Source organism: Umezawaea sp. Da 62-37, from assembly GCF_032460545.1.
Classification (GTDB): domain Bacteria; phylum Actinomycetota; class Actinomycetes; order Mycobacteriales; family Pseudonocardiaceae; genus Umezawaea.
Genome location: NZ_CP135965.1, coordinates 1,877,406 through 1,898,154 on the forward strand (window position 1 = coordinate 1,877,406; position 20,749 = coordinate 1,898,154).

Genomic DNA, 20,749 nt, shown 5'->3' on the forward strand with positions numbered 1-20,749 from the left:
ATGTCCACTGCCGAGAAGCTCGACCGCGTCTCACGGCGACAGGTCGACAAGTTCGAGGAGCGCCGCCGCGAACTCGCGGGCGCGGCGCTCCAAACGCTGTCCGAACTCGGTTACGCCCGCACGAGCCTGCGGGAGATCGCGCAGAACTCGGCGTTCTCGCACGGCGTCCTGCACTACTACTTCCGCGACAAGGTCGAGCTGATCACGTACTGCGTGCGGCAGTACAAGACCGAGTGCGCGCAGCGCTACGACCGGATCGTCGCCACCGCAGAGACGCCGGAGACCCTGGCCGCCGGGTTCACCGACGCCCTCATCGCGACGCTCGTCGAAGACGCCACGATGCACCGCCTCTGGTACGACCTGCGCTCGCAGGCGCTGTTCGAGCCGTCGTTCCGCGAGGACGTGCTGGCGATCGACGCCATGCTGGAGCGGATGATCTGGCGCATCGTCAGCCGCTACGCCGAACTGGTCGGCCGCGAGGTCGCGGTCCCGCCGTCGGCGCTCTACGCGATGTTCGACGGCCTGTTCCAGCAGGCCCTGCTGCGCCAGCTGGCCGGTCAGGAGCAGGCGGGCACCGTGCTGCGCGCCAACGTCTTCCAGCTCGTCGGCACGCTCTTCCCCTCCTGACCCGAGCCCGCCTGACCTGAGCCCTCGGGTCCCCAGGGGCTCGAACGGCGTCAGCGCGGCCCGAAGCGCATCCGGAACGACACCACCGACAGCCCGAGGACCGGCGTGAGCCCCTCCAGCCAGCTCAACGGACCGTCCGGGGCGAACTTCCACCCGACCTTCGCCACCCGCACGCGTCCGCTCATCCGCACCGGGGTCCGGGCGAGCGCGCCGCGCAGCGTCTGGAATACCGATCCCGCGATCGGCGCCGGCACCCCGCGTCCGTAGGAGGAGTGCCGGGCCTCGGCGATGCCGGTGGCCGTGGCGGCGAACGCGGGCGCCGGGATCACGGTCAGCTCGGCCAGTTCCTTCGGGATCCCCCACAGCTCGCGCCCACCGGCCATCGACGCCGGGCTGTCGACCCAGATGTGCGTGATCGACAGGCCGATCCGGAACCCGTCGCGCACGACCACGGCCGCGAGCAGTTCGCGGTAGGGCAGCAGGCCGCCCGGCAGGTAGTCGACGAACGCGGTCGCCACCACCGCGTGCCCGAACGCGATCACCGGGCGGACGCCGGGCGGCAGCGGGGGCAGCATGTCCCGCTGCGCCTTCCACAGCGACACGCAGCCGTGCCCGTGCAGGTCCCAGGGCTCGGGCGGGTACTCGGCATCCACGGAGACGTCCTCACTTCGGGGTGGTGGGCAGGCGCAGCGCGCCCGGCGCGGTGCGCGGCACGACGGGGTGGTCCGGCGCGATCGGCGCGACCCTCGCGTACGGGGAGCCGGTCGCCGGACGGGGGTCGGGGTCGCCCTTGTTGGGCCACAACGACATCGCGCGCTCGGCCAGCGCGGTGATGGTGAGCGAGGGGTTGACGCCGGGGTTGGCCGGGATGGTCGACCCGTCCACGACGTGCAGGCCCTCGTAGCCGTGCAGCCGGTGGTACGGGTCGACGACGCCGGAGGCCGCCGTGTCGCCGATGACGCACCCGCCGATGAAGTGGCCGGTCAGCGGGATGTCGGCCAGGTCGGTCCACGCGCCGCCGGGGATGCCGCCGATCTTCTCGGCGACCCGGCGCGCGGCGTCGTGACCGCCGGGGATCCACACCGGACTCGGCTCGCCCTCCCCCGCCGACGTGGTCAGCCGCCTGCCGAACACGCCCTGCCGGGTGCGGGTGGTCAACGAGTTGTCCAGGTTCTGCATGACGAGCAGCGCCACCGTCTGCTCCGACCACCGGCGCGGGTCGAGCAGCCTGCGCAGGTCCTTGCGCTGCCGCAGCAGCTCCCGCAGGCCGAGCCGCCACCGCGGCGTGCCCGGTTCCGCGTCGACCAGCACGGTCATCAGCAGCCCCATCAGGTTGCTGCCGCGCCCGTAGCGCACCGGTTCGACGTGGGTGTGGTCGTCGGGGTGGATCGACGAGGTGACGGCGACGCCGCGCGAGTAGTCCGCCCCCGCCGTCCGCGCCCGGACGCCCAGGACGGCCTCGGAGTTGGTGCGCGACAACAGCCCCAGCCGCGGCGAGATCGCGGGCAGGCTGCCCCCGTCGCGCAGCCGGTGCAGCAGTTTCTGCGTGCCCAGCGCGGCGGCGGAGAACACGACCTGCCGCGCGGTGAACGTCCGCCGCTCGCCGGGCAGCACCCCGGTGCTCCGGGTGTCGACCCGGTAGCCGCCCCGGACCGGCCGGACGTCCACGGCCGTGGTCAGCGGGTGCACGACGGCGCCTGCTCGTTCGGCGAGGTGCAGGTAGTTCTTCACCAGGGTGTTCTTGGCGTTGTGCCGGCACCCGGTCATGCACTCGCCGCAGTGCAGGCAGCCCGCGCGATCCGGCCCCACCCCGCCGAAGTACGGGTCCGCGACCCGCACGCCGGGCGTGCCGAAGAAGACGCCGACCTCGGCGCGGTGGTAGCTCCCGCCCACCCCGAGGTCGTCGGCGACCGACCGCAGGACCCGGTCGGCGGGCGTGGTGCCGGGGTACTCCACGACGCCGAGCATCCGCCGCGCCTGGTCGTACCAGGGCGCCAGCTCCGCGTGCCAGTCGGTGATCCCGGCCCATCCAGGGTCGCGGAAGAACGGTGCGGGCGGCTCGTAGAGGGTGTTCGCGTAGACCAGCGACCCGCCGCCGACCCCGGCGCCGCTGAGCACGAGCACGTCGCGCAGCAGGTCGACCCGCTGGATGCCCAGGCACCCCAGCCGAGGGGCGAACAGGTAGTCGCGCAGGTGCCACGAGTTCGCGGCGAACCCGTCGTCGGCGAACCGGCGCCCGGCCTCCAGCACACCGACCCGGTAGTCCTTCTCCGTCAGCCGCAGCGCGGTGACCGACCCGCCGAACCCCGAGCCGATCACCAGGACGTCGTAGTCGGTCATGGCCTGCCCCCGTGGTCGAAGTCCCGGTGGTCCACCCACCTCGTGCGGCGGTCGTACTCCCGGACCAGGCCGGGCCAGTTGGTCGTGACCCGCCCGGCCGCGTCGCGGTACCAGTTCGAACACCGCGTCCACACGCTGCGGGCCAGACGCGCCTGCGTCTCGGCGTCGAACCGCTCGGCCGCCTCGCGGCGGACCTCCACGGTGGACACCCGCATCGTCGCCATGTACCTCAGCATCCGCACCACGTACCGGCACTGCCGCTCGATCATGTACACGACCGAGTTGCCGCCGAGGTTGGTGTTCGGGCCGTAGAGCAGGAAGAGGTTGGGGAAACCCGGCACCGTCATGCCGAGGTGCGCCCGCGCCCCGCCCGCCCACTCGTCGGCGAGCCTCCGCCCGTCCCGGCCGCGGATCTCCATCGGCGCCAGGAAGTCCGTGGCCGCGAACCCGGTGCCGTACACGATCACGTCCGCCGGGTGCTCCACACCGTCGGCGGTGCGCACCCCGGTCGGCGTCAGCGCGGTGATCGGCTCGGTCACCAGGTCCACGTTGGGCCGCGCGAGCGCCGGGTACCAGTCGTTGGAGAACAGCAGCCGGTGGCAGCCCACCCGGTGGGCGGGTGCCAGCCGGGCGCGCAGGTCCACGTCGCGGACCTGGCGGCGCCGGTGCAGCCGGGCCATCCCGTCCACCAGCCCGCCGAGGGCCTGCGCGGACGTGAGCGCGGTGGTCAGCAGCTCGCCCGTCAGCCACACGCCCAGCCGACCGGCCCTCAACGCGGTGGGCGAGGCCCGGAACACCCGGTGGTGCCACGGCCGGTACGCGCGGTCGGGCTTGGGCACCACGTGCGTCGCGGACCGCTGGAACACCGTGAGCCGGGCCGCGCTGCGCTGGAGGTGCGGCACGAACTGCACCGCGCTGGCGCCGGTGCCGATCACCGCCACCCGCAGCCCGGTGAGGTCGTGGCCGTGCTCCCACCGGGCGCTGTGGAACGCGGGTCCGCGGAACGACTCCGCGCCGGGCAGCACCGGGACGACCGGCCGGGACAGCTGGCCGACCGCGGACACCAGCACGTCCGCCTCGACCACCTCGCCGCCCGCCAGTTCCACCCGCCACCGGTGCGCGGCCTCGTCGAACCCGGCGGCCACCACGTCCGCGCCGAACCGGATCCTGGCGGCCACCCCGGTGTCCGCGGCGACCCGGCGCAGGTAGGCCAGGATGTCGGGCTGCCGGGCGTACCGGCGCGGCCACGACGGGTTCGGCGCGAACGAGTAGGAGTACAACGACGAGGGGACATCGCTGGCAGCGCCGGGATAGGTGTTGTCGCGCCACACCCCGCCGACGTCGTCCGCGCGTTCCAGGACCGTCACCGCGAACCCGTCGCGCAGCAGCGCGGCGGCCATGCCGATCCCCGCGAACCCCGCGCCGATGACGACGACACGGGGTCCGCGGAGACGGCGCGGGGGACGGAGCACGCGGCCGACGTTAGGGATCTCCACACGTCCGGCCCAAGACAGGAGAGGACGGGGAATCGACAATGTCGGCCATGACGCCACTCGCGGACCCGGTGATCGGGCACTGGGACTTCCCGCGCAGCGTGGCCGGGGTGGCGCTGCTGGTGCGCTTCGGCGCCGAGCACGGCATCGCCGCCGACCGGCTGCTCGCGGACAGCGGGATCACCCCCGCCGACCTGAGCGACCCCGACGCCGAAGTGGCCGCCGACCAGGAGCTGCGGGTGATCCGCACGCTGGCGGGCGTCATGCCCGACGCCGGCCCCACCCTCGGCGCCCGCTACCACGTGACGACGTTCGGGTTCCTCGGTTACGCCTTCATCAGCAGCCCGACGATGCTGGACGCGGTCAACGTGGCGCTGCGCTTCCTGGACCTCAGCTTCACGTTCAGCATCCCGCGCGCCTCCCTGTCCGACGGCCGCGCGCACATCGAACTGGACGACAGCGCGCTGCCGCCACCGGTCGCGCGGTTCCTGGTGGAACGCGACCTGGCCGCCATCCACACCGTCATCGCCGAACTGCTGCCCGACGACGCGCCGCTGCTCGCCGTCGACTTCCGCTTCCCCGAACCCGCCGACACCCTCCGCCACGAGCGGGTGTTCGGCCTGCGGCCCCGGTTCGGCCGCCCCCGCACGGTCGCGACCTTCGACGCGGCGTTCCTCGCCCGCCCCCTCCCCCAGGCCGACCCGCACACCGTCGCGCTCTGCGAGGCCCGGTGCCGCGACCTCGTGGCCAGGCGGCGCGCGCGGGTCGGGATCGCCCACGAGGTGCGCGGCCTGCTCGCCCGCCCCGGCGCGATCGGCCGCGGCATGGACCACGTCGCCCACGAACTCGCCGTGAGCACCAGGACCCTGCGGCGCAGGCTCTCCGACTCCGGCACCAGCTACCAGGAACTGCTCGACGAGGTGCGCGAAGCGCTGGCGGAGGAGCTGCTGGCCATCAGGGCGCTCGCCGTCGAGGACGTCGCGCTGCGGCTGGGCTACGCCGAGGCGTCGAGCTTCATCCACGCCTTCAAGCGCTGGAAGGGCGTTACCCCCGCCGCCTACAGCCGTCGCGGGCGGTGAGCGCGGCATCACGCTTGCGCCCGCGCGGAACGGGTATCCGAGGACGACTCCCCCGGAAGCCCTGGAGGCACCGCCGTGCGCTCGTTCACCTGCCCAGCTTGCGGGAACCTGCTGTTCTTCGAGAACCACGGCTGCGTGGTGTGCGGCACGGCGGTCGGCTACTCCCGCGAACGGCGCGACCTGGTGGAGGTGTCCGGGCGGCAGCGCTGCGCCAACTCCGCCCTGGCGGGCTGCAACTGGCTCGTCGACGACGCGGGCGGGCTGTGCGACTGCTGCGCGCTGACCCGGACCCGCCCCGCCGACGGCGTCTCGGCCGAACCGTTCGCCCGCGCCGAGGCCGCGAAGCGACGGCTGCTCCACCAGCTCGACGACCTCGGCCTGCCGGTGCTGACGCGGATCGACGACCCGGAGGGCGGGCTGGCGTTCGACCTGCTGTCCAGCGACCAGGAGCACGTGATCACCGGGCACGCGAACGGCGTGATCACCATCGACCTCGCCGAGGGCGACGACAGCCACCGCGAGGCGGTGCGGGCCCGCCTGGACGAGCCCTACCGCACCCTGCTCGGCCACTTCCGGCACGAGGTCGGCCACTGGTACTGGGACGTGCTGATCGACCGCCCCGGCTTCCACGAGGCCTTCCGCGCCGTGTTCGGCGACGAGCGCGCCGACTACCAGGCGGCCCTCGAGACGCACTACGCGGGCGCACCCGAGCCGGGGTGGGAGGAGTCGCACGTCAGCACCTACGCGACCGCGCACCCGTGGGAGGACTGGGCCGAGACGTTCGCGCACCTGCTGCACATCCGCGACACCGTGCAGACCGCGGCCGCCTACGGGGTCATGGTCGCGGGCCGCGACATCACCCCGCACCCCCACGCCCCGGTGGACGCCGTCCCCTCGGAGGAGGCGGTGGAGTTCGACGACCTGATCGACACGTGGGTGCCGCTCTCGCGCGCGGTGAACCAGCTCAACCGCAGCATGGGCAAGGACGACCTCTACCCGTTCGTGCTGTCCCCGGTGGTGCTGGGGAAGCTGCGATTCGTCGACGGACTCCTGGCCGCCTGACCGCCGTTTCACCCGATCAGGCGACAATCAGGTGTGCCGAATGGACGGACGGGCTACCCCCGACCTGTGAATTCGGCACCGATGCGCCCGACGCCGTCCGACACCCGCTTCGGGGTGCGGTCGGTGCTGGCCCTGCTCGCGCTGGTGCTGGTCGCCGTGCCGTTCGGGCTGCTCCTGTTCTTCGTGCAGGACCAGTGGCCCCCGCTCCAGACCGTCGACGACGACGCCCGCGACGGGCTGCACCGGTTCGCCCTCGACCACGGCGCGTTCACCGCGGCCATGAAGGCGCTGAGCTTCGCGGGATCCGCGCCGGTGTACTTCGTGGTGTTCACGGTCGTCGCGGTCTGGCTGCTGCGCAGGCGGCTCCACCGGCTGGCCGCGTTCGTCGTGGTCGCGGAACTGGGCGGCGCGGTGCTCAACGAGGTGGTCAAGACGATCGTGCACCGGGCCCGGCCGATCGTGAGCGACCCGCTGGCGCACGCCTCCGGGCTGAGCTTCCCGAGCGGGCACTCGCAGGCCGCGGTGGTGTCGTACTCGGTGCTGCTGCTGCTGTTCTGGCCCGCGATGAGTCCTGGCTGGCGCAAGGCCTGGCTGGCTCTCTCGATCGTGCTGGTGCTCGGCATCGGCCTGTCGCGGGTGGCGCTGTCGGTGCACTACGCGTCCGACGTGCTGGCCGGGTACGCGCTCGGGGCGGCGTGGGTGGTCGCCATGACGGCGGTCTTCAGCGCGTGGCGCTTGGAGCGCGGGGAACGCCCGGTCGATCCCGGCGATGGACTCGCGCCTGAGGAGGCCTCACAATTGAGGCCCGGTTCGGGGGGCTGAGGGGGCACTTTCCGAAGGTCCTGGCAGTTGGAACGGGTGCAGCACCTTGCCGAGGAGGTCCGGTCATGTCCGCAGACACCACCGCCATCCCCCTTCCCGACGTCGCCCTGATGACGGGCACCACGTGCGAGTCGACAACCCGGCGAGGCCCCCGTTCGGTGAACGCCGACGCCATGGCCACCGCCACCGACCCGACCACCGGCCACACCGCGTTCGTCGTCGCCGACGGCATCGGCGACCACCTGCTCGCGGCCAGGGCGTCGCGGGCCGCGGCGCTCGTCGCGGCACGGGTCGGCGCACGCCGCGGCGCGCGGGCGGGCATCCTCGCCGCGCAGCGCGAACTGCTCCAGGAGTTCCCGCAGCCGGAGGCGGACACCGTGCTGGTCGTGGCCGTGCTGCCCGCCGCGGACCGCCCGGACGGACCGTGCGACATCGCCTGGGTGGGCGACTGCCGCGCCTACCGGTGGAACGGCCGCATGCTGCACCTGATCACCACCGACCACACGCTCGCCGAGTTCTTCCGGGCGCGCGGCAACGAGCCGACGCCGCGGATGGAGCACGTCGTCATGACGTCCGTGCGCACCGTGCTGCCCGCCGACATGGGCCACGCCGCGACCGGCTCGGCCATCGGCCGTCTGCTGCTGAGCACCGACGGCATGCACAAGTCCCTCGACATCACCGCGATCAAGACCATCCTGGCCGACAGCCCGACGCCCGGCCACGCGGTCGAGACCATGGTGGAGACCGCGTACGCCAACGGTGGCCGGGACAACGCCACCGCGCTCGTCGCGGACCGCTTCCTCCTGGGCTGAGCGGGCCTCCGCGCTGTTGTCCGGCTTTGCTTTTCCTCCGAGCATCTATTTCATTCAACACTGAAGTAATCATGAGCTGTGAACGGCCACCTCACGTTTCCCCCGCGCCGGACGTCTACAAGATGTGAGCGTGAAACCCTTCGAACAGGTCGTGGACGAACACGGCTCCGTGGTGCTGCGGGTGTGCCGGGCCGTCGTCGGCCCGGTGGACGCGGAGGACGCGTGGTCGGAGACGTTCCTGGCGGCCCTGAAGGCCTACCCCGACCTGCCCGACGGCGCGAACGTCGAGGCCTGGCTGGTCACGATCGCGCACCGCAAGGCCGTCGACATCACCCGCGCCAGAGCGCGGCACGCCGTGCCGGTGAGCGACGTCCCGGACGGCCTGAGCACGAGGGGGCGGCCGGAGGACTGGGACGGCGACCTGTGGACCGCGCTGGCGCGACTGCCCGACAAGCAGCGCGCGGTCGTCGCCTACCACTACATCGCGGGCCTCCCGTACAAGGACGTCGCGACCATCACCGGCGGCACCGCCGACGCCGCGCGCAGATCCGCGGCCGACGGGGTGAAGGCACTGCGCGCCACCTACCCGGAAGGAGCGGACGCATGACCGACGACGTGTTCGACCCACTGCCCGTGATCGACAGGAACGCCGACCGCAGGCTCCGCGCCCGGCTCGTCGACGCCGCCGAGCGCCACGGCCTGGTGGACGTCGCCTACCGCACCGTCGACTCCCCCGTCGGCCCGCTGCTGCTCGCCGCGACCGAGGCCGGGCTGGTCCGCGTGGCCTTCGAACGGCAGGACCACGACGCCGCGCTGACCTCCCTGGCCGAACTGGTCAGCCCCCGCGTCCTGCGCGCCCCGACCCGCCTGGAGTCCGTGGTCCGGCAGTTGGAGGAGTACTTCTCGGGCAGCAGACGCGCGTTCGAGGTGCCACTGGACTTCCGGCTGTCCAAGGGATTCCGCCGCGCCGTGCTCGACCACCTGCCCGACATCCGTTACGGCGCAACGGAAAGCTACGCCCAGGTCGCCACCGCCGCCGGCAGCCCGAAGGCCGTCCGCGCGGTCGGCTCGGCGTGCGCGACCAACCCGCTGCCACTGGTCGTGCCGTGCCACCGCGTCGTGCGCTCGGACGGCTCGTTCGGCCAGTACGCAGGTGGCGAGGACGCCAAACGCCTGCTGCTCGACCTGGAGGCCGCGCGATGACCGCCACCCACACCGTCCTCGACTCCCCGATCGGCGACCTCACCGTCGTCGCCGACGACGGCGTCGTCATCGGCCTGTACTTCCCGCAGCACTGGACCAGACCCGACCCCGGCACGTTCGGTGAACGCGCCGACGAGGGCTTCGACACCGTCGCCACGCAGTTGGAGGAGTACTTCGCAGGCACCCGCGAACTGTTCGACCTCCCGACCCGCGCCGACGGCAACCCGTTCCAACTCCGCGTGTGGGAACAGATCCGACAGATCCCGTACGGACGCACAGCCACCTACGGCGCCCTCGCCACCGCCCTGGGCGACCCCTCCCTGGCCCGCACGGTCGGCACCGCCGTCGGAAGCAACCCCCTGTCCATCCTGACCGCATGCCACCGCGTCGTCGGCAAGAACGGCGCCCTCACCGGATACGCGGGCGGCCTCGAACGCAAACAACACCTGCTCGACCTGGAACAACCACCCCCACAAGAACGCGGCCTGCTGTGGTGACCACGCACGGACTCGCAGCACGTGGCGCGCCACTGGTCGTGGTCGACCAGCACGTCCCCGCTCCACTCGCCGCAGCCGGTCAACGTCACCGACCAAACCGGACGTCACCCGCGAGGTAAGGGCCACGCGCGTGCGACTGGGTACATGGCGCGACAGGGGGCGGTCCGACGGCAGGACGCGGTGCGCACCGTGGGAGCGCCGGCTGTGCTGGGCGCGGCGTGGTGGTGCTGGTCGTGACCAACGGCGACTGGCTGATCATCGGCACGGCGCAGGTCGTGACGGGCGCGGCCGTGGTCGCCGTGCCGGACCGCGACGCGCACCAGGCACTGCGCACCCGGCCCCGCCCGCCCGGCAGCCGCCATCGCATCGCCGAATTCAACTGCGGTGCGCCTCGCGGCTCGCTACGCTGAGGCCACCTCATGGAGTGGATCAGTGGTGGATCGCCCGGCTCTTCACCGGGAGGGCGCGGGTTCGAGTCCCGCCTCCATGTTCGGGCGACCCACCGTCGCCTCTTGGCGTAGCTCAGCGGTAGAGCACCTGGCTGAACCGGGAAGGCGCGAGTTCGACTCTCGCCGCCAAGTTCGATCTGATTCGGGGAGTGCCGTGTCCGGCGAGCAGTACCGCACCGCCTCTCCCGCGTACGCGGCAGGCCAGCTGGCACGGGCCGTGGCGCGGGCGGGCGAGCTCGGTGATCCGGTGGCGCGCGAGCGGGTGCTGCTGAAGGTGCGGCGCTGGCAGGACGTGCTGGCCGGGATGGCGGACGGGCGGGTCGTGGCGGGCTCGCGGACACCGGTGGCGGACACGCCGGCGTGGGTGACGCTCGACGTGGCGCACGGCGGGTTCGCGACCGGGCGCTACCGGGCCGAGGTGCCGTTGACGGACGCGGAGGCGGCGCGGCTGGCGGAGATGCCCGAGGACGTGCCGGGCCGCAACGTCCGGGAGCGGCTCAACCTCTGGTATCTCGGTGACGAGGGCCAGGCGGAGCTGCTGGAAGCCGTGCGCGCCGGGCGCTACCGGGTGGACGTGCCGGAGGACGCCGCGTTGGCGGTCGTCGCCGTGCTGCTGGACCGGGGGTTCGTCGAGCAGGCGGTGGAGCTGGTCGACGAGCTGGCGCCGTTCCTGCACCGGCTGCGGTTCGTCCCGGCGTTCGAGGCGGTGGCGCGGATCGCGGAGACGGCCGTGCGGGTCGCGACGGTCGCGGAGGTGACGGCGTCGCTGCGGGCCGTGCGGACGCCCCGGCAGCTGGCCGCGATGCGCGAGACGCTGGGGGTGTGGCTGCCGCTCTACGACCGGCTGGTCGCCCTGTGGTGCCGGACCGTGGACGGCGACCTCCCCCACCTGGACGGGACCGTCCACGGGGGCTGGCCGTGCGAGGAATGGCCGGCGGACTGGGCGGAAGCGCGGTCCGCGTGGCTCGCCGACTACGCGGAGGCGTGCCAGCACCACGAACTCAGCGGTGACCACGCGCACCCCAAGAGCAACTTCGCCAGGCTGCACGGCGCGCTGCTGGCGTGCCCGGAGGACAGCCGGGCGCTGTCGGGTCGGGACGTCGGCTGGGTCCGCCGGGCGCTGGCCAACACGCTGACCCGGCACGGCGCGCCGGGATCCGACCGCCGCGACACCCTGCGCGCCACCCAGGCCGCCATCGCCGCGGCACCGACCAACGTCGAGTTCGCCACGACGCTGGTCGAGCGGCTGGCCGACCACCCCGCCGACGGCGGCCTGCCCTCGCTCGACCCGCTGGCGACCGACATGCCGGACCGCCTGGTGCGCAAGGTCGCCCGCGCGTTGGAGGCGCCCGCGGAGGAACTGGTGGCACGCGGCGTGATCACGTCCGGCGAAGCGCTGGCGGACGTGCTGCCGCGGCTCACCTCGCGGCTGGTCGCGGCGGGTTTCGACGACCCCGTGCCCGCCGGGCTGCACGAGCAGGCGTACACGGCGTTCCGGCAGCGCCGGAGCCTGCTGCTGCTCAACCTGGAGCACCAGGTGCGGTTCGACGAGCTGCCCTGGGTCGCCGCGCTGGCCGCCTGCCGGACGCCGGGGCGGGACGACACCGCCGCCGCGCGCACGGCGTTGCGGCAGATCGGCCTGCTGGCGATCACGGCGTTCCCGCACACCCCGCTGCCCAACCCGCTGATCGCCGAGATGAGCGGCATGGCGACCACGGCCGGGCTCGGTCTGCCGCTGGTCAAGGAACTGGCCGCGGACATCTTCACCGGCAGGTTCACGACCACGTGGCGGGACGCCGCGGCCGTGGCGAGCCGGATCACGGCGGGCACCCCGTACGCGGACTACTTCGACCTGCCGCCCGAGTCGCGGTGGACGACCAGGTCGCACACGATCCTCCGGTGGGGCAAGGAGACCGCGGCGGACTTCAGCGAGCTGTGCGCGGAACGGGCGCGCGAGGCCGGGAACGGCGGGAGAACGGTGGCGCGCAACGGCGCGGTGCTGGAGCAGGCCCAGATCCTGACCACGCACAACCTGGCCGCTCTGGTGTCCGGGCTCGACCTGACCGACCGGTTGCGGGAGCACGCGCCGGAACTCGCGCGTCGAACGTTCGCATGGGTGGTGCGCCGACTCTCCCAGCCCACCGACAGCCACCACGCCGCCCTGATCCAGGTGAAGAACGCCGCCTACGCCTGGCGGCAGGCGATCTTCCTCCTCGGCTTCTGCGAGCCGGACGCGCGGCTGGAGCGGGTGGCTGAGCTGTCCCGCACGATTCACGCCACCGCAGGCGCGCGGCGGTTCGCCCCGGTGGCCGACGGGTTGGCGCACGTCGTCGGCGGCGGGCGGTTCACCCCCGCGGGCACGGTGCCTGACGGTTCCGGCAGGCGGTTCCTCGGGTGGTCCACGGGGTCGCCCGCCTCCGCGTGGTGGACGTGACCACGCGCCGCCGGGTCTGACTTACGCGCGTACCTACGGTGGTCCCACAGCGACAAGACGGCCGTACTGCGACACGATGTGATCGTTCGGCCCGCGCCGCCGCGATGTCGTAGAAGGGGTTACCCATGCGATTCGCACACCGGCTGCTGCTCATGGCGCTGGCACTGCTCACCGCGCTCAGCCTCGTGCCGTCACCGGTATCGGCCGTCCCGGCCACGAAGAAGAAGGGTGTGAGCGCGGCCAACTTCTCCGGTGTCACGGCGGCGCTGAGCGACGTGGGCGCGGGGTGGTACTACACGTGGGCGTCGGACAAGCAGGGCATCAACGCTCCCGCCAGTGCCGAGTTCGTGCCGATGATCTGGGGTTCGGGTTCGGTCAACCAGACCCAGCTCAACCAGGCGAAGTCGCTCGGCAGCACGCTGCTGGCGTTCAACGAGCCGGACATGGGCGGGCAGGCGAACATGTCCGTCGACCAGGCGTTGCAGCTGTGGCCGCAGTTGCAGGGGACGGGGATGCGGTTGAGCGCGCCCGCGGTCGCGTTCGGCGGTGACACGGCCGGTGGGTGGCTCGACCGGTTCATGAGCGGCGCCGCGTCACGCGGGTACCGGGTCGACTTCATCCCGCTGCACTGGTACGGCGGTGACTTCTCGGCCGCGGCCGTTGGTCAGTTGCAGGGGTACTTGCAGAATGTGTACAACCGGTATCGCAAGCCGATTTGGTTGACCGAGTACGCGTTGATCGATTTTTCCACCAGTACGCCGCGGTATCCGAGTTCTGATCAGCAGGCTGCGTTCGCCAGGAATTCGGCGATGATGTTGCAGGGGTTGTCGTTCGTGGAGAGGTATTCGTGGTTCACGTTGTCCACGAGTACGCATCGGACGGGGCTGTACACCGGTAGTACGGCGAATGCGACTGGTGTGGCTTATCGCTCTGTGGGGTGATTGGTTGGTGCTCCCGTTGGGTGGTGCCGGTGGTTGCCGGGGTGTCGTGCTGGGTCGCCGGTATCGCATCCACGGTCTCCGGGTGCGGCCGGCTTGACTTGGGGCCCCTTTTTTGGGCCTTGTCGGGCTAAAAGGGCAAGTGGTAGAGATGCCCGCCGACCAATTATAGGCCCAAAAACCCCAAGTCAAGCCTGCCGCACGGCGGTCGAGCGCTGCTCGGTAGGTGGGTGGTCGGGTGGTCTGCTCGGTGGGTGGTCGGGAGGGTCTGCCCGGTGGGCGAGTGGGTGGGCTTGCTCGGTGTGCGTGTGGTTGGGCGCTTTGCTCGGTGCGTCGTGGTTGCCCCGGAAGCTTGTGCGGGGCAATCGCTTGCGGGTCTTCACTAGGCTGGGGAGTGGATTCTCGGGCTCGCAGTGGGGTGGTGCCGGATGACTCGACCTTCGACGTTCCGCGAGCTGGTTGTGCGGCCCTCTTACCGGCTGATCACGGTCCGCGACGCTGAGGTGGACGCGCCGGAGGACTCCGGTGTCGTGATCGCTTCGGCGCAGGCGGAGGTGGTGGGGTGTGGTGGTGCGGAGTTGATCATCCATTGCGCGCAGGACTGGTTTGCCGTTGCCGTGCGGCTGGAGGTTCGGGCGCTGCCGTCCGTGGCCATCGAGTCCGATGGCGGGTGGTGGGTCTGCCCGATGTTCGAGTTGGCGAGTCCAAGCGGATGGCTGGTTGTGGGTTCTCCGACCGGTGAGGTCGTGGACCTGGTGTTGGAAGGCGGTCCTGGGGTCTACGGCGTTGAGGTGGCCCATCGTGGGCGGGACCGGGCTGTGGTGTTGCGGGACGGTTTGTTCGCGCGCTACCAGGACGTCCTGTCCGGTGAGGCGCTGCGGGAGCGTGATGAGCACGTTGGTGTGGAGCGGTACCGGGTTCGGTTCTGGCGTGTGGCGCCGTTGCCGGAGGGATGGGACGGCGGTGGCGAGGACTGAGTCCGCTGTTGAGCGGGCCCGTGGCGGCGGTCACGGGCCTTGTCGGGCGTTCCGCCGTGGTTGTCAGTTCTCCTGGTCGACGCCGAACGGGGCGTCGCCGCGGATGGTGACGCGGTGCATGACGCGGTGCTGGTCGCCGTAGTCGTCGACGGCGTAGTGGGCCGTGCTGCGGTTGTCCCACACGAGGAGGTCGCCGGGGCTCCAGCGGTGGCGGACGCTGTGTTCGGGGAGGCCGATGACGGAGAAGAAGAGGGTCAGGAGGGCGCGGCTTTCGGCTTCGGTGACGTCGAGGATGCGAGTGGTGAAGCCGGGGCTGACGAAGAGGCTGCGGCGGCCGGTTTCGGGGTGGACGCGGACGACGGGGTGGACGGAGGGATCGAGGGAGGTGACGCGTTCGCCCTCCCAGGTGCCGCCCTCGCCGCCGAGGCGGGTGTTGAGGTAGTCCTCGAAGTCCTTGCGGCCGTCGTGCAGTGCGGTGAGGCGGTCGGCCAACGACCGGACATGGGGTGAGAGGGCCAGGTAAGCGGCTTCCAGGTCGGTCCAGCAGGTGTCGCCGCCGACCGGGGGCAGTGAGACCGCGCGGAGCACGGAGCCGAGTGGCGGGCGGGGCATGAAGGTGACGTCGGTGTGCCAGACCGGGGACTTGCCGCCGTCCCCGCTGTCGAGCACGTAGATCTCCGGGTGCTCGTCGTCGAGGCCGGGCACGACGGGGTGCGCGGGGGTGAGTTCGCCGAGCGTGGCGGCGAAGTCGCGGTGGGCGGTCGGGGTCAGGTTCTGGCCGCGGAAGACGAGGAGCTTGTACTGGAGCAGTGCCGCGCGGATGTCGGCGACCTCCGCCGGGGTCTGCGGCCTGGACAGGTCGAAACCGGACAGCTGCGCGCCGATCGTCGCCGTGAGCGGTTCCACCGCGGATACGACTGTCATGATCGTCCCTCTCGTGTCGGGTCAGGCTCGTGCATGATCGTGGACGGTCGCCCGGACGGCGGCCGCGATCTCGCCTCGGAACGCCGCGTACTCCGGGGAGCCGCGCAGCTCGTCGGCCGCGATCCCCTTGCGGGGCAACGTGATCGGTGCGTCGAGTGCCACCCTTCCCGGCCTGTCGGTGAGCACGATGACGCGAGTGGCCAGGAACACCGCCTCGTCGACGCTGTGCGTCACGAACACCACACCCTGTCCCGCGTCGTCGGTCAAGGCGCGGACGTCCTCCTGGAGCCGTTCCCTGGTCAGCGCGTCGAGCGCGGCGAACGGCTCGTCCATCAGCAGCAGCCGCGGCTTCGCGGCGAGCGCCCTGGCGATCGCCACCCGCTGCTGCTGCCCGCCGGAGATCTCCCACGTGCGCCGGGATCCCAGCTCCGCCAGGCCGACCGCGCCGAGCAGTTCGGCGGTGCGGCGCGACCGGTCGGCCTTGGGGACGTCGGCCCACCGCAGGGCGGAATCGATGTTGCCCGCCACGGTCTGCCACGGGAACAGCCTGGGCTGCTGGAACACCACGCCCACGTCGCGGCCGGGCACCGGCGGTCGGCCCAGCCGCAGGACCTCCCCCGCGGTCGGGCGCTCGAACCCGGCGATCAGGCGCAGCAGCGTGCTCTTGCCCGACCCGGACGGCCCGACGACGACCAGGAACTCCCCCGGATCGACCCGCAGGTCGACGGGACCGAGCGCGGGCACGGCACCCGTCCTGGTCCGGTAGCCGTGCTCGACGGCGACCAGGTCGGCCAGCGACGTGCCGTCACTTCCCATCGACGGCTCCGGGGGCGAGCAGGGCCGCGCGGAAGGTCTCCAGGTCGGGGACCGACTCGATCTTCTTCTGGCCGTGCAGGAACTCGGCGGCGTCGCGCAGCCGGTCGGCGAGCCGACCCGGCGACTCCTTGGTGCCGAAGTACTCCGGACCGCGCTGCTCGGCGTGGTCGAGGTAGATGTTCTGCTTCAGCTGCGCGGCGGCGTCCTCCTTGCTGCTGCCGATCTGGCGGCTGACCGCCTCGGCGACGACGGTCGGATCGGTCTTGACCAGGCCGATCGCGTGGTCGGTCGCCTCCAGCCACTTCGCGATCACGTCGGGGTTGTCGTCGATGAACCCGGTGCGCGCCACGGTGAACGTCAGCGTCGGCTTGCCGGCCGCGGCGAGCTTCGCGCTGTCGGTGAGCGTGACCGCGTCCTGCTGGAGCACGCTGAGCACCGGCGTCCAGACGTAGGCGGCGTCGATGTCACCGCGCTGCCAGGCGGCCTGGATGTTCTGCGGTTCCAGGTCGACGAGCGTCACGGCGCCGGGGTCGACACCGGCCTGCTGGAGCGCGGCGAGCAGGCTGTAGTGCGCGGTCGAGCCGAACGGCGCCGCGACCTTGCGCCCGACCAGGTCGGCGGGTTTGGTGACACCGCTCGCCTTGCGGGCCACCAGCGCCTCGCTGTCCCCGATGACGTTGAGCAGCTCGATCACCTTGTACGGGATGTTCAGCGGCGGGCACAGCGCCTGCGCGGTGGGGCTGCTGCCGATCACCGCGAGGTCGATCGCGCCGCCGAGGAACGCCGTGTTGATGCTGGCCCCGGAGTCGAACGCGGTCCAGGTGATCTTGTGGTCGGGCAGCGCCTTCTCCAGCGTGGACTGGTCCTTCAGCAGCAGGGTGCTGTCGGCGAAGCTCTGGTACGCGATGCGCACCGCCTTCTCCTTGCCCGGACCGGAGTCGGACGAGGAGCCGCCGACACCGCACGCCGCCAACACGGGCCCCAGCGCGAGCAGGGACAGGACGGATCTGCGGGTCACGGGCATGGGTGCTCCTTGGCAGTGGGGGGTTCGAGCGGTCACACCAGTCCCCGCCACGGTGAGAGGACGCGTTGCGCGGCTACGAGCGCGGAATCGATGAGCAGTCCGGTGACACCGATGACGAAGAGCCCGAGGATGACCACGGAGGTCTGGTTGTAGCGCTGGGCGTTGAGGACCATGCCCCCGATGCCGTCGGCGCCGTTGACCGTCTCGGCGGCCACGACGGAGCTGTAGGCGATGCCCACGGCCAGCCGCACGCCGGTGATGATCTCGGGGGCCGACGCGGGCAGGATCACCGAGGCGATCACGTGGCCGCGGCTCGCGCCGAGCGCCTGCGCGGCCTCGACGTACTGGCGGTTGACGCCGGTCACGGCGGTGGCCGTCGCCACCGCCACCGGCGGGAACGCGGCGATCATCAGCAGGTAGACCTTGGGTTCCTCGTCGATGCCGAACCAGATCACCAGCAGGCTCAGGTAGGCCAGCGGGGGCAGGGCGCGCAGGAAGGTGACGGCGGGTTCGGTGACCGTCCGGACGAGCGGCACCAAGCCCATGACCAGGCCGAGGGCGACGCCGATCAGGACCCCGTACGCCGAGCCGTAGCCGACTCTCCGCAGGCTGACGCCGAGCCGTTCGAGCAGCGTGGAACCCGCGTACCCGCCTTGCCCGTTGGCCGCGTCGGAGGTGTTCAGCAGCTGCGCCCACACCTGGCCGGGGCCCGGCAGGATCACCGGCGGCCAGAGTTCGGCGATGGCGAGGAGCTGCCACAGGCCGAGCAGGACGACCACGGCGGCAAGTCGGACGAACACCGTGCGGCCGATGATCGCGCGGGGTGCGCGGGCAGCCGTGCGGGGTGCGTCCGGGGGTCGTCGGGAGACGTCGGCAAGTGCTTGTGGCATGGGAAATCCGCACTCTCAGTGGGCCGGGAGGCAGGGTGTCGGTCGACCTTCCGGGCCGAATGTACAGACGTACACTGGATCTTCCGAACAGTTCCGCTCTGTGGACACGACCGCGAAAACCCTTGCGCGAAGGGCACTCCGTAGGGCAAGGAGGACGCATGGCCGAACCTCGACGCCGGGTCCCGCACCGCAGGGAGAAGATCGTCGAGGCCGCGGTGGAGGTGATCCGCGAGACCGGGCCCGCGAGTCTCACCCACCGCGCCGCGGCGGCTCGGGCAGGTGTCCCGCTGGGCTCGACGACGTACTACTTCGCCGACCTGGACGAGCTGTTCGAGGCCGCCGTGCGGACGGTGGCCGAGCGCAACGTCGCCCGGCTGCGCGCGTGGGCGCGGTCGCTGCCCGAGCGGGCGGACCTGTGCGCCGGACTGGCGGACTTCCTGGTGCTGCTGACCACCGAGCACCGGCAGACCAGCGTGCTCGCCTACGAGCTGTACGGCATCGCCTTGCGCCGCCCGGCACTGCGCGCCGCCAGCACGTCGTGGGACGACATGCTCAGCAAGGTGTTCGCCCTGCGGGTCGACGCCATCACGGCCAGGGCGTTGACGGTCATGTTCGAGGGGTTGCTGCACCAGGCTCTGGTGTCACCTCGCGCACCGGACCGCGCGGACTTCGAGGAACCGCTCAGGAGACTGCTGGGTGACTAGTCCACTTCGGACTGTCCTCGAAGGACTTCCAGAGTTCACGGCTTCACTGCCACCTCCTGGGTGAGACGGGACGCAGGTAGGGACACGTCGAAAACCAGGCGGTGCGGCTTGGAGGCGAAGGCCATCCGCGCGTCGCTCGACCAGCCGTCACCCCGGCAGGTCTTCCACGCCCATTATCTAAGCTTGCTTATATCAGGATGCTTAGATACGGTTCCGGCATGACCGCACTCGAGACCACGCCCCGTCGCCACGGCCACGCGGCCCGGCTGGACCGGCCCCACTGGACGACGCCGGTCTTCGCGTGCGCCGCGATGTTGGTGTCCTACCTGCCCTTCTCCGCCGTGAACGGGGTGCTGGGCACGATCCGGACCAGCACCGGGGCCAGTACGGCGAACCTGCAGTGGGTGTCGGCGGCGTTCACGGCGGCGCTGGTGGGTGCGGTGCTGTCCGGTGGGGTGCTCGGTGACCTGCACGGGCGCAGGCGGGTCGCGCTGGTGGGGCTCGGACTGACGGTGGCGGGTACCGCGCTCGGCTTCCTGGCGGGCGGGTTCGCCGGTGGGGGCGGGATTCCGCTGCTCTGGGCGGCGCAGGGCGCGGGCGGGCTCGGGGCGGGGTTGGTGATGTCGTCGACGTTGGCGTTGATCGCCTCGACGGCGGTGGACGCGGCGGCGCGCAACCGGGCGATCGCGGCCTGGGCGGCGGCCAACGTGCTGGGGTTGGGCAGTGGACCGTTCCTGTCCGGCGTGGTCGCCGACTACGCGAGCTGGCGCTGGCTGTACCCGCCGATCACGGTGTTGACGATCGTCGTGGTGGTCTTCGGCGCGAGCCGTGCGCTGGAGTCCTCGGCGCCCGAGGGGCGGTCGGCGGACTAGCCGGGGCAGATCACCGGCGCGGTGGGGGTCGTGGCGCTGGTCTACGGCGTGATCAGCGGCGGGGTGTCCGGGTGGGGGTCGGCGGAGGCGTTGATCGGGCTGGGGCTGGGGGTCGTGGCGCTGATCGGGTTCGTGGTGGTCGAGCAGCGGTCGGCGGCACCGCTGCTGCGGCCCGCGCTGTTCGCCTCACGCGGGTTCAGCGCCGCGGGGCTGGCGGCGATGGTGGTGCTGTTCACCATCGTGGGTGTCGTGTTCGTGCTGAGCCTGTTCTTCGCCCACCAGCACGTGTCCTCGCTGGGCATCGCCGTGCGGCTGGCCTGCCTGTTCGGCGGGAACGCGGTGGCGAGTCTCACGGCCGCGCGGCTCCAGGCGGTGTTCGGGGCGCGGGTCGTGCTCATGGCCGGGTTGGTCGTCGCGCCGGCCGGGCTGGTCTCGTTGCTGGGCACCACCGACACCACCGGGCTCGGCGGCTTCTCCTGGCGGTTGCTCATCACGGGTGCGGGGTGCGGGCTGGTCATCGCGACCAGCACCGCGGTCGCCGTGCAGTCGGTGCCCGGCGAGTTCGCCGGGATGGCGGGCGCGGCCAACAACGCCGTGCGCCAGCTCGGCGGCGCGCTGGGGGCCGCGGTGGTCGGCGTCTTGTTCGCCGCCCGGCTGCGCGCCGGGGCCGGTTACTCCGACGCCGTCCACACCTGCGCGATCGCCCTCGCCGCCCTGCTCCTCGTCACCGCGGCCGCGACGGCCGTCCTGCTGTTCGCCCGCCGCGCGCCGCGGTCCGCGTAACGA

22 protein-coding genes and 2 tRNA genes are annotated in these 20,749 nt (G+C 72.0%); 17 read left to right on the forward strand and 7 right to left on the reverse strand.

Features of this window, described 5'->3' with window-relative positions; all coding sequences use genetic code 11:
* Window positions 1-627: a TetR/AcrR family transcriptional regulator gene (locus RM788_RS07955; RefSeq protein WP_315930888.1), complete on the forward strand. Its 627-nt coding sequence runs from the start codon at window positions 1-3 to the stop codon at window positions 625-627.
* 50 nt (window positions 628-677) lie between these two features.
* On the opposite strand, the gene RM788_RS07960 is transcribed toward RM788_RS07955, so the two are convergent.
* Genes RM788_RS07960 through RM788_RS07970 form a run of 3 tightly spaced genes read right to left on the reverse strand, consistent with a single transcriptional unit; the run spans window position 678 to window position 4,439 of the window.
* Window positions 678-1,280, reverse strand: coding sequence for an acetoacetate decarboxylase family protein (locus RM788_RS07960; RefSeq protein ID WP_315930889.1), 603 nt, complete (start codon window positions 1,278-1,280; stop codon window positions 678-680).
* Between the two features lie 10 nt (window positions 1,281-1,290).
* Complete coding sequence (locus RM788_RS07965) at window positions 1,291-2,967, reverse strand: GMC oxidoreductase (RefSeq protein ID WP_315930890.1); 1,677 nt, start codon at window positions 2,965-2,967, stop codon at window positions 1,291-1,293.
* Window positions 2,964-4,439, reverse strand: coding sequence for a flavin-containing monooxygenase (locus RM788_RS07970; RefSeq protein WP_315930891.1), 1,476 nt, complete (start codon window positions 4,437-4,439; stop codon window positions 2,964-2,966). The genes RM788_RS07965 and RM788_RS07970 overlap by 4 nt, the downstream gene beginning before the upstream one ends.
* Before the next feature lie 71 nt (window positions 4,440-4,510).
* Here RM788_RS07970 and RM788_RS07975 point away from each other — a divergent pair, with 71 nt between their 5' ends.
* From RM788_RS07975 to RM788_RS08035, 13 genes are all read left to right on the forward strand, one after another.
* Window positions 4,511-5,539 carry an AraC family transcriptional regulator gene (locus RM788_RS07975; protein ID WP_315930892.1) on the forward strand — a complete coding sequence of 343 codons (1,029 nt, stop codon included), beginning with the start codon at window positions 4,511-4,513 and terminating at the stop codon, window positions 5,537-5,539.
* A gap of 75 nt (window positions 5,540-5,614) precedes the next feature.
* Complete coding sequence (locus tag RM788_RS07980) at window positions 5,615-6,601, forward strand: zinc-binding metallopeptidase family protein (protein WP_315930893.1); 987 nt, start codon at window positions 5,615-5,617, stop codon at window positions 6,599-6,601.
* Between the two features lie 66 nt (window positions 6,602-6,667).
* Entirely contained in the window at window positions 6,668-7,423 is a 756-nt protein-coding gene (locus RM788_RS07985) for a phosphatase PAP2 family protein (RefSeq protein ID WP_315930894.1), read from the forward strand.
* Window positions 7,424-7,488: 65 nt separating this feature from the next.
* Window positions 7,489-8,235, forward strand: a complete 747-nt coding sequence (locus RM788_RS07990) for a PP2C family protein-serine/threonine phosphatase (RefSeq protein WP_315930895.1) — start codon at window positions 7,489-7,491, stop codon at window positions 8,233-8,235.
* 124 nt (window positions 8,236-8,359) lie between these two features.
* Window positions 8,360-8,842, forward strand: coding sequence for an RNA polymerase sigma factor (locus RM788_RS07995; protein ID WP_315930896.1), 483 nt, complete (start codon window positions 8,360-8,362; stop codon window positions 8,840-8,842).
* Window positions 8,839-9,438 carry a methylated-DNA--[protein]-cysteine S-methyltransferase gene (locus tag RM788_RS08000; protein WP_315930897.1) on the forward strand — a complete coding sequence of 200 codons (600 nt, stop codon included), beginning with the start codon at window positions 8,839-8,841 and terminating at the stop codon, window positions 9,436-9,438. The genes RM788_RS07995 and RM788_RS08000 overlap by 4 nt, the downstream gene beginning before the upstream one ends.
* Window positions 9,435-9,935 (forward strand): methylated-DNA--[protein]-cysteine S-methyltransferase, encoded by a 501-nt coding sequence (locus tag RM788_RS08005; RefSeq protein WP_315930898.1) that lies wholly within the window; start codon window positions 9,435-9,437, stop codon window positions 9,933-9,935. Before RM788_RS08000 ends, RM788_RS08005 begins: the two co-directional genes overlap by 4 nt.
* Window positions 9,936-10,168: 233 nt before the next feature.
* The gene (locus tag RM788_RS08010) at window positions 10,169-10,345 is read left to right on the forward strand and encodes a hypothetical protein (protein WP_315930899.1); all 177 of its coding nucleotides are present in this window, start codon (window positions 10,169-10,171) and stop codon (window positions 10,343-10,345) included.
* 8 nt (window positions 10,346-10,353) lie between these two features.
* Window positions 10,354-10,425: transfer RNA gene (locus RM788_RS08015), tRNA-Lys, on the forward strand.
* A 21-nt stretch (window positions 10,426-10,446) separates the two neighbouring features.
* Window positions 10,447-10,516: transfer RNA gene (locus RM788_RS08020), tRNA-Ser, on the forward strand.
* A gap of 22 nt (window positions 10,517-10,538) precedes the next feature.
* Entirely contained in the window at window positions 10,539-12,818 is a 2,280-nt protein-coding gene (locus RM788_RS08025) for a hypothetical protein (RefSeq protein WP_315930900.1), read from the forward strand.
* A 125-nt stretch (window positions 12,819-12,943) separates the two neighbouring features.
* A complete protein-coding gene (locus RM788_RS08030) occupies window positions 12,944-13,759 on the forward strand; it encodes a glycoside hydrolase family protein (protein ID WP_315930901.1) in 816 nt (271 codons plus the stop codon).
* Between the two features lie 527 nt (window positions 13,760-14,286).
* Window positions 14,287-14,733, forward strand: coding sequence for a hypothetical protein (locus tag RM788_RS08035; RefSeq protein ID WP_315930902.1), 447 nt, complete (start codon window positions 14,287-14,289; stop codon window positions 14,731-14,733).
* Window positions 14,734-14,796: 63 nt separating this feature from the next.
* On the opposite strand, the gene RM788_RS08040 is transcribed toward RM788_RS08035, so the two are convergent.
* Genes RM788_RS08040 through RM788_RS08055 form a run of 4 tightly spaced genes read right to left on the reverse strand, consistent with a single transcriptional unit; the run spans window position 14,797 to window position 18,387 of the window.
* Window positions 14,797-15,657 carry a TauD/TfdA dioxygenase family protein gene (locus RM788_RS08040; RefSeq protein ID WP_315930903.1) on the reverse strand — a complete coding sequence of 287 codons (861 nt, stop codon included), beginning with the start codon at window positions 15,655-15,657 and terminating at the stop codon, window positions 14,797-14,799.
* 21 nt (window positions 15,658-15,678) lie between these two features.
* Window positions 15,679-16,473: an ABC transporter ATP-binding protein gene (locus RM788_RS08045; RefSeq protein ID WP_315930904.1), complete on the reverse strand. Its 795-nt coding sequence runs from the start codon at window positions 16,471-16,473 to the stop codon at window positions 15,679-15,681.
* A complete protein-coding gene (locus RM788_RS08050) occupies window positions 16,463-17,497 on the reverse strand; it encodes a taurine ABC transporter substrate-binding protein (protein WP_315930905.1) in 1,035 nt (344 codons plus the stop codon). Before RM788_RS08050 ends, RM788_RS08045 begins: the two co-directional genes overlap by 11 nt.
* Window positions 17,498-17,529: 32 nt before the next feature.
* Complete coding sequence (locus RM788_RS08055) at window positions 17,530-18,387, reverse strand: ABC transporter permease (RefSeq protein WP_315930906.1); 858 nt, start codon at window positions 18,385-18,387, stop codon at window positions 17,530-17,532.
* Between the two features lie 158 nt (window positions 18,388-18,545).
* On the opposite strand from RM788_RS08055, the gene RM788_RS08060 reads away from it, so the two are divergent.
* From RM788_RS08060 to RM788_RS08070, 3 genes are all read left to right on the forward strand, one after another.
* Window positions 18,546-19,091, forward strand: a complete 546-nt coding sequence (locus tag RM788_RS08060; protein ID WP_315930907.1) for a TetR/AcrR family transcriptional regulator — start codon at window positions 18,546-18,548, stop codon at window positions 19,089-19,091.
* 218 nt (window positions 19,092-19,309) lie between these two features.
* Window positions 19,310-19,963 carry an MFS transporter gene (locus RM788_RS08065; RefSeq protein ID WP_315930908.1) on the forward strand — a complete coding sequence of 218 codons (654 nt, stop codon included), beginning with the start codon at window positions 19,310-19,312 and terminating at the stop codon, window positions 19,961-19,963.
* Between the two features lie 30 nt (window positions 19,964-19,993).
* Window positions 19,994-20,746: an MFS transporter gene (locus RM788_RS08070; RefSeq protein ID WP_315930909.1), complete on the forward strand. Its 753-nt coding sequence runs from the start codon at window positions 19,994-19,996 to the stop codon at window positions 20,744-20,746.
* Window positions 20,747-20,749 lie beyond the last annotated feature (3 nt).

Coding starts and splice junctions, on each gene's coding strand:
- RM788_RS07955 (WP_315930888.1), top strand. CDS start 1: ATGTCCACTGCCGAGAAGCTCGACCGCGTCTCACGGCGACAGGTCGAC.
- RM788_RS07965 (WP_315930890.1), bottom strand. CDS start 2,967: ATGACCGACTACGACGTCCTGGTGATCGGCTCGGGGTTCGGCGGGTCG.
- RM788_RS07975 (WP_315930892.1), top strand. CDS start 4,511: ATGACGCCACTCGCGGACCCGGTGATCGGGCACTGGGACTTCCCGCGC.
- RM788_RS07990 (WP_315930895.1), top strand. CDS start 7,489: ATGTCCGCAGACACCACCGCCATCCCCCTTCCCGACGTCGCCCTGATG.
- RM788_RS08000 (WP_315930897.1), top strand. CDS start 8,839: ATGACCGACGACGTGTTCGACCCACTGCCCGTGATCGACAGGAACGCC.
- RM788_RS08005 (WP_315930898.1), top strand. CDS start 9,435: ATGACCGCCACCCACACCGTCCTCGACTCCCCGATCGGCGACCTCACC.
- RM788_RS08030 (WP_315930901.1), top strand. CDS start 12,944: ATGCGATTCGCACACCGGCTGCTGCTCATGGCGCTGGCACTGCTCACC.
- RM788_RS08040 (WP_315930903.1), bottom strand. CDS start 15,657: ATGACAGTCGTATCCGCGGTGGAACCGCTCACGGCGACGATCGGCGCG.
- RM788_RS08045 (WP_315930904.1), bottom strand. CDS start 16,473: ATGGGAAGTGACGGCACGTCGCTGGCCGACCTGGTCGCCGTCGAGCAC.
- RM788_RS08050 (WP_315930905.1), bottom strand. CDS start 17,497: ATGCCCGTGACCCGCAGATCCGTCCTGTCCCTGCTCGCGCTGGGGCCC.
- RM788_RS08055 (WP_315930906.1), bottom strand. CDS start 18,387: ATGCCACAAGCACTTGCCGACGTCTCCCGACGACCCCCGGACGCACCC.
- RM788_RS08060 (WP_315930907.1), top strand. CDS start 18,546: ATGGCCGAACCTCGACGCCGGGTCCCGCACCGCAGGGAGAAGATCGTC.
- RM788_RS08065 (WP_315930908.1), top strand. CDS start 19,310: ATGACCGCACTCGAGACCACGCCCCGTCGCCACGGCCACGCGGCCCGG.